Origin of the sequence: Synechococcus sp. R6-5, assembly GCF_047461775.1 — a bacterium.
Taxonomy (GTDB): Bacteria; Cyanobacteriota; Cyanobacteriia; order Thermostichales; family Thermostichaceae; genus Thermostichus.
This window is the reverse complement of record NZ_JANSHV010000085.1, coordinates 22,227-31,736: the sequence shown is the minus strand read 5'-3', so window position 1 is coordinate 31,736 and position 9,510 is coordinate 22,227. Positions and strand designations below refer to the sequence as shown.

Genomic DNA, 9,510 nt, shown 5'->3' with positions numbered 1-9,510 from the left:
AGGACTCCGTCCCGCTAACGCGAACAGCTTGAGCACCGACTGGGATCCTCCGCGGTCAATCCATAGCGGGCCAGAAAACGGGGCAAATCGACCACCAGGCAGGTGTAGGATCCCTGCATCACCAGCCGCTCCTGCTGGGTGATCTCCACCTGAAACTGAATGCGTCTTCCCTCCACAGCCACGACTTCGACCCGAACCTGCAAGGGATCCCCCGCCACCGCTGCCGACCGATGCTCCAAGGCAAAGCGGATCCCGACCGCCGCTTCCTCCGGCTCGTAGAAGGGCTGCAAGGTGGTGTGGCCGCACCGCTCGATCAACGTCAACAGAGCCGGGGATCCGATCACCTTCACACCGGGGTTGCCCAGAGCCTCAGCGGTTTGTTCCGGGCCGAGGATCCCCTGCCAGGTGCCGAGGGTGCCCAGGGGAACAGGTTTCATCAGCGGGCGGGGGCGCGCATTCTCCCAGAGTGCCACAGGCTCCAGCCTTGCCAGAGCAGGAGAATCAACGCCAGGATCCCGACCACCCCGGCCAGCACCAGCGCCCGTTCCAGGCGGGTGGCATGGAAGCCGGTTACCGTCCAATCGCGGCTGAGGTTGGATCCCAGAATGGCAAGCACAGCCAGGCCCAAACCTCGGATCCCCAGAGATTCCGCCCCTCTTCCCTCCTGCTGCAGGAGGATGGGCTGCAGCGCCGCCAGGATCAAGGCGGTGGTCAAGGCTCCCAACAGGAAGGCCGCTTGCGGCTGAGCGTGAATGAAGTAGCCCACCCCCACCGGCAGAGCCAGGCTAGCCAGCGTCAGGGCGATCCCCGTCTGCAGGGGTTTGTCTGGCCCGTATAGCCAGTGAATGAGCGCCGCCAGCGCCATGGCCGCCATTCCCAGGTACAGCGCCGCCGACACATAGGGTTGGGTGAGGTCGATCCCGGCAACCTGCAGGTTGAACTGGTGCAACAGGTTTTGCAGCAGAGGGCGGGCCGACAAAAACAAAGCGGCCATGGCCCCCCAACGGCTGGGAAAAGCCAGACATCCCAGCCCCAAGAGGGCCGCCCCGTAGGATCCCCCCAATCGCAGCGCCAGCAGCGCTCCTCCGCCCACCAGCGTTAGGCCCACACAGGCCCGCCAGAGCAGCCGTCCTTGTTGCTCTGCAACGCTGACGCGACCGGCTAAAGCCTCCGGCCCGCTGACATGAGCAGGTTCCCCTGGCGCAGGGATCCCCCGTCCCGTCTGGTTCTCCAAGGCAAGCAAGGCCCACGAGAGCAGCACCCCTGCCCCGTAGAGCAAGGCCCAAAAGGGATCCTGGTATAGGCCGTTGCGGGTCAAGGCCAAGGCCAGCGCCAACGCCACCAGCCACCCCACCCCATGCCCCACTGCCGACAGCAGCCCGGGGGAGTCTTCTGCGGCGGTCAAGAGGGGCACAGTGCCTGCCACCAAGCTGAGGGCGGCCAGCCCCACCGGCAACAGCACCTGCCAAGGGAGATCCGGCTGGGATCCCATCTCCAGCAGGCGAGATCCCCAGGTTATGGCGGCAATGCCGCTCCACCCCTGGCCCAGCGCCATCAGCAAGGACAGGGCTTCCGCTGCGGCCAAGACCCCCAGCAAAGGGATCCCCACCAAGCCCATCCCCAGGCCGCAGCCCCACAGAAAGAGCATTCCATGCTGCTCCGCAATGCCGATGCGACTGGGGGAGCCGATAGCCAGACTTTGCCAGGCCGCCAAACTGAGCAACAGCACCACCAGCCCTTGCCCGGCCCGACCGCAGCCACTCAACCCCAGTAAACCCACCCCCACCAGGCCCCCCAACAACAAAGCCAGGGGGATCAGATCCGGCAACTGACCCAGCCAGCACCCCAGCGCCGCCAAGGCCACCAAGCCCAGCCCCACTGCCGGTTGCCAGCGGCGAACGGATCCCCAGCGGCGATATCGAATCGCTTCCAACAGCAAGACCACCAAGCCAATCGCGGCCGCAATCGCCAAAACTCCGCCCAGCACGTGCTCTCTCCTTTCAAACCCTGCACCAACTATCGCCTATCGCTGTCCGGTCATCATCGCCATTCAGAACCAATCGAGCGGAAGCGTTGCCTAGCATTAGGTTTGCTCCTTGCCCCAGACCCGATGGGGAGCAAATGCGTTTGCGTTTGTGAAAGCATCGCGCAGCGATAACGCAAAGATAAGCTGGAGAAGATCAGCGAGCGGGCGTTCATGTCTTCAGAGCATTACAAGTTCGACCTTTTCTTGCGCTACCACCGAGAGCAAGCCCGGTGGGCGCGTCAACTGGCGGAGCGGCTGGATCGCGAGGGTTTCAAAGTCTGGTTTGACCGCTGGATGCTGCAGCCGGGGGATAACCGCAAGCTGGAGCTGCAACTGGCCATCGAACAATGCCGCTGGGTGGGAGTGGTGGCCTCTCCAGAGTTTGTTGCCGATCCCTGGCCAAGGGATGAGCTGTACAGCGGGTTTCCCCATGCCCCGGCACGACAAAACCAGCGCCTGCTGACGCTGCTGCACACCCCCACTGAGCTACCCCGCCCCCTGGAAGAGGCGCCCCTGCTGGATTTTACTGGCTCAGAAGAGGATCCGGTGCTGTTTGAGTACCGCGCCTTGGAGCTAATGCACTTTTTGGATCCCAGCTTCCCTGCCCCCGGGGATCTGCAGCGGTTCCGGCTGCAATACCGCCGCCGTGAGGGGAAAGAGTCCCTGGAAGATGAAGAGGTGCGGGGATTTCAGGCCTTTTTGCGGGCCATCCAGATGGCCATCCTGCGCATTGCCACAGGCGAAACCCCCTCCGCCACGCCAGAAGAAGGAGCGCGTCAGATCGCCATTTTGCAGTTCATTCAGCGGCTGTTTCAGTGGAACAGTGCCGACATCCAATTCGAGCGGGGGGAAGACTGGCGTCGCCGCGGCAACCTGACGGAAGCCCTGGCCGCCTACGACCGGGCTCTGAACATGGATCCCAACTTCGCCCTGGCTTGGAGCCGCCGTGGGGATGTGCTGGTGCAGCTGGCCCGCTACCGCGAGGCGGTGGACAGCTACAACGGATCCCTGAGCATCAATCCCTACGACGAAGAAACCCGGCTGCGCCTGGCCCTGATTCTGGGGCGCCTGGGGCAATACAAGTCGGCGGTGGTTAACTACGACAAGGTGCTGGAGAGCAACCCGGAAGATGCTCTGGCCTGGCATAACCGCGGCATCCGCCTGCTGCAACTGAAGCGGTCTAAGCTGGCCCTGAACAGCCTGAACAAGGCGCTGCGCTACAACCCCAAGCAGCCCCGCACCTGGCTGGCGCGTGGGATCGTGTTGCGACGGCTGCGGCGGCCCAGCTCGGCAGCGGCTAGTTTTGCGCGGGTTTTGAAGCTCAACCCCAGAAGTGCGCGGGTTTGGCGCTACCAAGGCAATGCCCTCTTCCACTGCCACCGGCTGCGCTCGGCTGTCGAGTGTTACAAGCGCTCGCTGCGGCTGCGTCGCCGGGATCCCATAACCCTGCACAACTTGGGGGTGGCCCTGCTGCGCTTGGGGCAGTATCGGCTGGCCAGCAAGGCCCTAGAACGCGCCCTGCGCTACGATGCCGACAACTACAAAAGCTGGTACGCCCGCGGTGTGGCCTTCCAGAAATTGGGCTACCTGAAAGAAGCCTGTATCCACTTCGAGGAAGCCCTCAAGATCAAGCCGGAGCACTTTCCAGCCCGCTATGCCTTGGCGGTAGCTCAGCAGGAGCTGGGGCAATATGAGGCCAGCCTACGGCATTTCCAGCGCTTGGTGCAGCAGCGTCCCGGCAGTTCTGCCTGCTGGTTTGGCCAGATCACCAGCCTGCGGCGCCTGGGCCGGCTGGAAGAAGCCCGTGCCGCCTGCCAGCAGATGCTCCGCCTCAACGAACGGGATCCCTGGGGCTGGTTTGCCCTGGGGTTGATCTACAGCGAGCTGAGGGATCCCGAACAAGCTGTGCAAGCCTACTCGCGGGTTTTGCAGCTCACCCCAGAAGATGCTGTGGCCCTCAACAACCGCGCCTGGGAAGCCTTGAAACTGGGGAAGCTGGAACCTGCTCTGGCAGACGCCCAACAGGCCACGCACCTGGATCCGCAGCGGCCCGCCTTTTGGCACACCCTGGGGCTGATTCAACTGCGCGCCGGCCAGCGAGAAGCCGCCCAGGCCAGCTTGCAGCGCTGTCTGGAGCTGGATCCCCAATTTCAGCCGGCCCAAGCTGCTTTGCAGGATTTGGCCCAAGAAGACTCGGCCTCCCCGGCGGGAATGGCTCTGCCGGAATTGGAAACCCTCACTCCCCAACCGCAGCCGGTTGACCCCAACCCCTAGCAGGATCCCCTGGGCTTTCAAACTCCCAAGGACAGTGCCTGCAGCACGCCGACGGGAGCAGAACATGCCACACTGGATCCCACCCCCTCAGCACCGACACGCATGGATCCCTGTCTGATTCCTGTCAAGCTTCCCCACAGCTCCTACGATATTCTCCTCCAGTCTGCCGAAGGCCCCCCTGGCCACAGCCTCATCCAGCTGGGATCCCAAATGCGAGCTAGAGGGCTTTCCGGCAAGGCTCTGGTGGTGAGCCATCCCGGCATTGCCAAACACTTTGCCGAGAAGTTGCTGCAGGGGCTGCAACAAGCGGGGTTTGCCGCCCACCTCTGCCTATTGCCTGCCGGCGAACGCTACAAAACCCTGCGCTCGGTGGCCAAGATCTACGACGCCGCCCTAGCCTTTGGCCTGGAGCGCTCCTCCACCTTGGTGGCTCTAGGAGGGGGGGTCATTGGCGACATGGTGGGGTTTGCCGCCGCCACTTGGCTGCGCGGGATCCCTTTTGTGCAAGTGCCCACCTCCCTCTTGGCGATGGTGGATGCGGCCATCGGTGGCAAGACCGGCGTCAACCATCCCCAGGGGAAAAACTTGATCGGGGCGTTTTATCAGCCGCGCCTGGTGTGGATTGACCCGACGGTGCTGAAAACTCTGCCCCCACGGGAGTTTACTTCGGCTTTGGCAGAGGTGATCAAATACGGCGTGATTCAGGCTGCCGACCTATTTGAGTTTTTGGAAGATCGACCCCAACTGAGCCGCTACACCGACTTTGCCCCTGACGATCTGCACTATCTGTTGCGGCGCTCTGCCGAGTGCAAAGCCTGGGTAGTGCAGCAGGACGAAAAAGAAGCGGGCCTGCGGGCCATCTTGAACTACGGCCATACCCTCGGCCATGCCCTAGAAGCTGCCACCGGCTACCGCCGCTATCTGCACGGAGAAGCTGTCGCGATCGGCATGGTAGCTGCCGGGGAGATCGCCCGCCGCCTGGGGTGGTGGAGCGCCGCTGAAGCCGAACGGCAACGACACCTGATCGAAAAAGCAGGATTGCCCAGCCGATGGCCCGCCGGGATCCCTTGGGAGGCAGTGCTGCAGGCAATGCAGGCCGACAAGAAGGTGAAACAAGGGCGGATTCGCTTCGTTTTGCCCCGCCGGATTGGCCAAGCGGAGCTGACCGATCAAGTCGAGCTAGCAGAGGTGCAGGCTGCTTTGGCCTCGATTACAGCCACCTCTGGAACCCTAGAATTAGGAAAACCTAAGGACAAGAAAGCATGGCACGGCAACAACGGGTAGCCATCTTGGGGGCCACAGGAGCAGTAGGGACGGAGCTGCTGACGCTATTGGAAGAGCGCCACTTTCCTGTAGCCGACCTCAAGCTTTTGGCCTCGCCCCGTTCAGCGGGCACTTATTTGACCTTCAAGGGGGAGCGGATCCCGGTGGAACCAGTTTCAGAAGCGGCCTTCCGGGGCCTGGATCTGGTGCTGGCCTCTGCCGGAGCAAGTGTTTCCAAAGCCTGGGCCAAGCCCATCGTCGAGGCGGGGGCGGTGCTGATTGACAACTCCAGCGCCTTTCGCCTGGATCCCAATGTTCCGCTAGTGGTGCCGGAGGTCAACCCCCAGGAAGCCTTCCGTCACCAAGGGATCATTGCCAATCCCAACTGCACCACCATCCTAATGTGCGTGGCCATCTACCCCCTGCATCGCCACATCCCCCTGCGCCGCGTGGTGGCCGCCACCTATCAATCGGCCAGTGGGGCCGGGGCCCGCGCCATGGTGGAGCTGCAAGAGCAAACCCACGCCTACCTCCAGGGGCAGCCGTTGCAGCCCCAGGTGTTCCCTTACCCCATTGCCTTCAACCTCTTCCTCCACAACAGCCCCCTGCAAGAGAACGGCTACTGCCAGGAAGAGATGAAAATGGTCAACGAATCCCGCAAGATTATGGGATCCCCCAACCTGCGGCTGACAGCTACCTGTGTGCGGGTGCCGGTGCTACGTACCCACGCCGAGGCCCTCAACCTGGAGTTTGAACAGCCCTTCCCTGTGGAAAAAGCCCGGCAAATCCTGGCCCAGGCCCCTGGGGTGGTGCTCATTGAAGATTGGCAGCAGAACCGCTTTCCCATGCCCATCGACGTGGCCGGCAGGGATGAAGTGGCGGTGGGCCGCATCCGCCAGGACATCTCCGAGCCCAAGGCCCTGGAGCTGTGGCTATGCGGGGATCAAATCCGCAAAGGTGCGGCCCTCAACGCCCTTCAAATTGCCGAGCTGCTTTTGAAGGACTAATTCCCTACATCACTCATCATCACCCATCTCATCATCATCACCCATCTCATCATCCGTGGGTGTCGGAGTCGCCGTAGGTGTTGGAGTCAGCGTAGGTGTTGGAGTCAGCGTAGGTGTCGGTGTAGGCACTATCGTCCCACCGCTTCTGCCGCCACCGCAGCCGGCTAGCCCTAAGCAAACTCCGCCCAGACTTAGAGTTACAAGGGTTGCAATTGCTTTATTGCTTTTTCCTCACTATCGCCACCTAAACACACTGACAGGTTGTTTTCCGCAGGAGGAGTGGCCGCTCGACTAGAGAAAGCTTAGCCTCGAAACCAGCTTGTTGGGAGTGATGAGAAGCACTGACACCTAGGTTTATACTGCTTGGCAGCTTCAGGATCCCTAGGCTAAGCAGCCAGAGAGTCATTTTCAGCCGTCGAGGAAAAAGAGCTGGTGGAGGGTTTCCCAGGCAGGCAAAAAAAGGGAAAAATTGAAAAGCATTTGGCTTGGTAAGGAGGATCTTGTGCATCCAATCGCGATGGGATCCCTGGCCAGCTTGATCGCCGGGTTGGCGACGGGGCTGGGGGCTTTGCCGGCCCTTTTTCTTCCCTCGCTCTCCGAAAGGGTACAAGGGATCCTGCTGGGGTTTGGGGGTGGGGTGATGTTGGCGGCCACCTCTTTTTCCCTGCTGGTGCCGGGCACCGAGGCAGCCATAGCGCTGGGGTATTCCCAGTTTGGAGCGGCGGTGGCGATGGCGGCGGGCCTGTTGTTGGGGGCGATCTTCCTGGAGAGTGCCCACCGCTTTTTTCCCCACGAGCACTTTTTCAAAGGGGTGGAAGGGGAGAACCGCGCCCATTTGAAACGGATTTGGCTGTTCATCATTGCCATCGCCCTGCACAATTTCCCGGAAGGACTGGCGGTGGGAGTGGGTTTCGCTACCGGCCAAGTCGGCGATGGGTTGGCGTTGGCGTTGGGGATCGGCTTGCAGAACATTCCAGAGGGGCTGGTGGTGGCTTTGTCGCTGGCAAGCCAAGGGTATTCGCGGCGGTTTGCTTTTGGCATCGCCCTGCTGACCGGACTGGTGGAGCCCATCGGCGGGATCCTGGGAGCAACGGTGGTCTCTCTGGCGCAGCCCCTACTACCTTGGGGCATGGCTTTTGCGGCGGGGGCGATGTTGTTTGTCATTTCCGATGAGATCATCCCTGAGTCGCACCGGCAGGGGTTGGAGCGGGAGGGCACCTTTGGGGTCATCAGTGGGTTTGTGGTGATGATGTTGCTGGATATCACCTTGGGCTAGCAAGGGATCCCGTCGCGAAGTGGAACGGAGTTTTATTTTTTTATGTTGAGTAACGAACCCTTTTTGTGGCGAGGAGCAGGGGAACACGCCTGTCTGCTGCTACATGGATTGGGGGGCGGTGTTTACGAGTTGCAATGGCTGGCAGAGCGGCTGTTGGCGGCTGGCCTGACGGTGCAGGGATTTAACTATCCCGGCCATGACAGTGCTCCGCATCGCTTACACGACCGCCGGTCTGCCCACATGCCCCCTTCCCGCTGGACGGAGTGGTACGGGCGGGCTTTGGAGCATTACCTGGCTTTGCGGCAGGAGTATCCCCGCGTTTCCTTGGTGGGCTTTTCCACCGGCTGTCTGCTGGCTTTGCACCTGGCTTTTGCCCATCCCATCCATAAATTGGTGCTGCTGGCGCCATTTTTCGCCATTCGCCACCGCTGGTACTATCTTTTTCGCCCAGAGCAGTACCTGAACAGCCTGGGTTGGTTATTGAAGGAGGTGCCCCGCCTCAGCTTGCCGATTCGGGATGGGGACGCTCGAGCCTTGGCAGAAAGAACGGCCTATTTCCGCAGCTTTAATCTGTCGGCGGTGCGCAGCGCTCTGGAGCTGATCGAGCGGGTCAAGGGAGAGGTGGCCGGCATCCGGGTTCCCACTCTGATCCTGCAATCTCGCCAAGATACAGTAGTGGATCCTAAACAGGCAGCGTGGCTCTATCAAGAGCTGGGATCCGAGGAGAAGATCTTGTCTTGGCTGGAGCACTCCGACCACATCCTCACTTTGGACGGGGAGCGGGAAACGGTGTTTGACCAGGTTTGCGCCTTCCTCAACCAGGATCCTTCTGCGCCCGGATCAGCGTAACCCGCTGCCAAGCACCGCGGGCATCGTAGTCCCGGATCAAACGCAAGAGACAATGGCAGTCTTCCGACTGCGGAAACCAGCTCAGGCTTACCGAAAAGCTGCGATCCCGGTAGGCGGTAGGGATGGGCAAGGGATCCGGCCCGCCAATCCACAGCCCTCCCGGCAAGGGATCCCAGTTGCTCAACCACTCTGCCCCCGAGCAGTCCACCTCGGTTTCGGCAAACCGGCCCTCGGCAACCGCAAAGCTCTGGGCGATCCCCCGCCATCTCCCCTGGAGGCAGGCTCTCAGCTGCTCTCTGCTCAGGGGTGCACAGTCTGCAACGGGATCCAAAGCTTGGCCGCGCCGCTCCAGGATCGCGGTTACCTCTACCAGACGACCTTGGGCATCCCACTGTTGCACCAGCCGCGCCTTGCGATCCCCCCAGAGAAAGCCTTGCTCAACGGCAAAATCACTAAACGGCGCCAGCTGCAGCCGCCCATTGGAAAAAGATCCATCGGGGAAAAAGCGCAATCCCGGCGAGAAATCCTGGTAGACCCAGCTCTGGGAGCTTTCGGGAGTGGGGGATCCCTGTAGGGGGTAGTAGGCGTTGGTTTGGCGGATCGCGCTCCCTGCCGCCGGACTTCCTGAAGAAGAGGATGGAGCCAAGGCCTCAAAGGTGATGAGGCTGCGCTTTTGGCCCCCCAGCTCCCAGCCGCCGGCGGTGGGTCGATAGTTGGAGAAGAGGCCGTGCCACACTCCCAGGTGGAGAGCCAGACATTGTTTTTGGGTTTTCATGAAGCAATGTGAAGCTAAGATTGTGAGGACGTAACGCTGG

At 61.7% G+C, this 9,510-nt stretch carries 9 protein-coding genes; 5 read left to right on the top strand and 4 right to left on the bottom strand.

The features are described from left to right. Nucleotides 1-14: 14 nt before the first annotated feature. Nucleotides 15-437, bottom strand: coding sequence for a thioesterase family protein (locus NW818_RS05325; RefSeq protein ID WP_414332361.1), 423 nt, complete (start codon nucleotides 435-437; stop codon nucleotides 15-17). Then, nucleotides 437-1,987 carry a hypothetical protein gene (locus NW818_RS05320; RefSeq protein WP_414424009.1) on the bottom strand — a complete coding sequence of 517 codons (1,551 nt, stop codon included), beginning with the start codon at nucleotides 1,985-1,987 and terminating at the stop codon, nucleotides 437-439. Before NW818_RS05320 ends, NW818_RS05325 begins: the two co-directional genes overlap by 1 nt. 210 nt (nucleotides 1,988-2,197) lie before the next feature. Here NW818_RS05320 and NW818_RS05315 point away from each other — a divergent pair, with 210 nt between their 5' ends. From NW818_RS05315 to NW818_RS05305, 3 genes are all read left to right on the top strand, one after another. Continuing rightward, the gene (locus NW818_RS05315; RefSeq protein WP_414424008.1) at nucleotides 2,198-4,300 is read left to right on the top strand and encodes a tetratricopeptide repeat protein; all 2,103 of its coding nucleotides are present in this window, start codon (nucleotides 2,198-2,200) and stop codon (nucleotides 4,298-4,300) included. Between the two features lie 102 nt (nucleotides 4,301-4,402). After that, the gene (aroB, locus tag NW818_RS05310) at nucleotides 4,403-5,584 is read left to right on the top strand and encodes a 3-dehydroquinate synthase (RefSeq protein WP_414424007.1); all 1,182 of its coding nucleotides are present in this window, start codon (nucleotides 4,403-4,405) and stop codon (nucleotides 5,582-5,584) included. After that, complete coding sequence (locus tag NW818_RS05305) at nucleotides 5,563-6,570, top strand: aspartate-semialdehyde dehydrogenase (RefSeq protein ID WP_414421692.1); 1,008 nt, start codon at nucleotides 5,563-5,565, stop codon at nucleotides 6,568-6,570. The genes aroB and NW818_RS05305 overlap by 22 nt, the downstream gene beginning before the upstream one ends. A 49-nt stretch (nucleotides 6,571-6,619) precedes the next feature. On the opposite strand, the gene NW818_RS05300 is transcribed toward NW818_RS05305, so the two are convergent. Next, on the bottom strand, nucleotides 6,620-6,748 hold the full coding sequence (locus tag NW818_RS05300; protein WP_414424006.1) for a hypothetical protein: 129 nt from the start codon (nucleotides 6,746-6,748) through the stop codon (nucleotides 6,620-6,622). A 324-nt stretch (nucleotides 6,749-7,072) separates the two neighbouring features. Between NW818_RS05300 and NW818_RS05295 the strand changes: the two genes are divergently transcribed. Beyond that, nucleotides 7,073-7,846, top strand: coding sequence for a ZIP family metal transporter (locus tag NW818_RS05295; protein ID WP_414424005.1), 774 nt, complete (start codon nucleotides 7,073-7,075; stop codon nucleotides 7,844-7,846). Nucleotides 7,847-7,888: 42 nt separating this feature from the next. Then, nucleotides 7,889-8,695, top strand: a complete 807-nt coding sequence (locus tag NW818_RS05290) for an alpha/beta hydrolase (RefSeq protein ID WP_414424004.1) — start codon at nucleotides 7,889-7,891, stop codon at nucleotides 8,693-8,695. Here the strand turns inward: NW818_RS05290 and NW818_RS05285 are convergent. Then, nucleotides 8,661-9,470, bottom strand: a complete 810-nt coding sequence (locus NW818_RS05285) for a DUF3598 family protein (RefSeq protein WP_414424003.1) — start codon at nucleotides 9,468-9,470, stop codon at nucleotides 8,661-8,663. The two genes, NW818_RS05290 and NW818_RS05285, sit on opposite strands and share 35 nt — an antisense overlap. Nucleotides 9,471-9,510 lie beyond the last annotated feature (40 nt).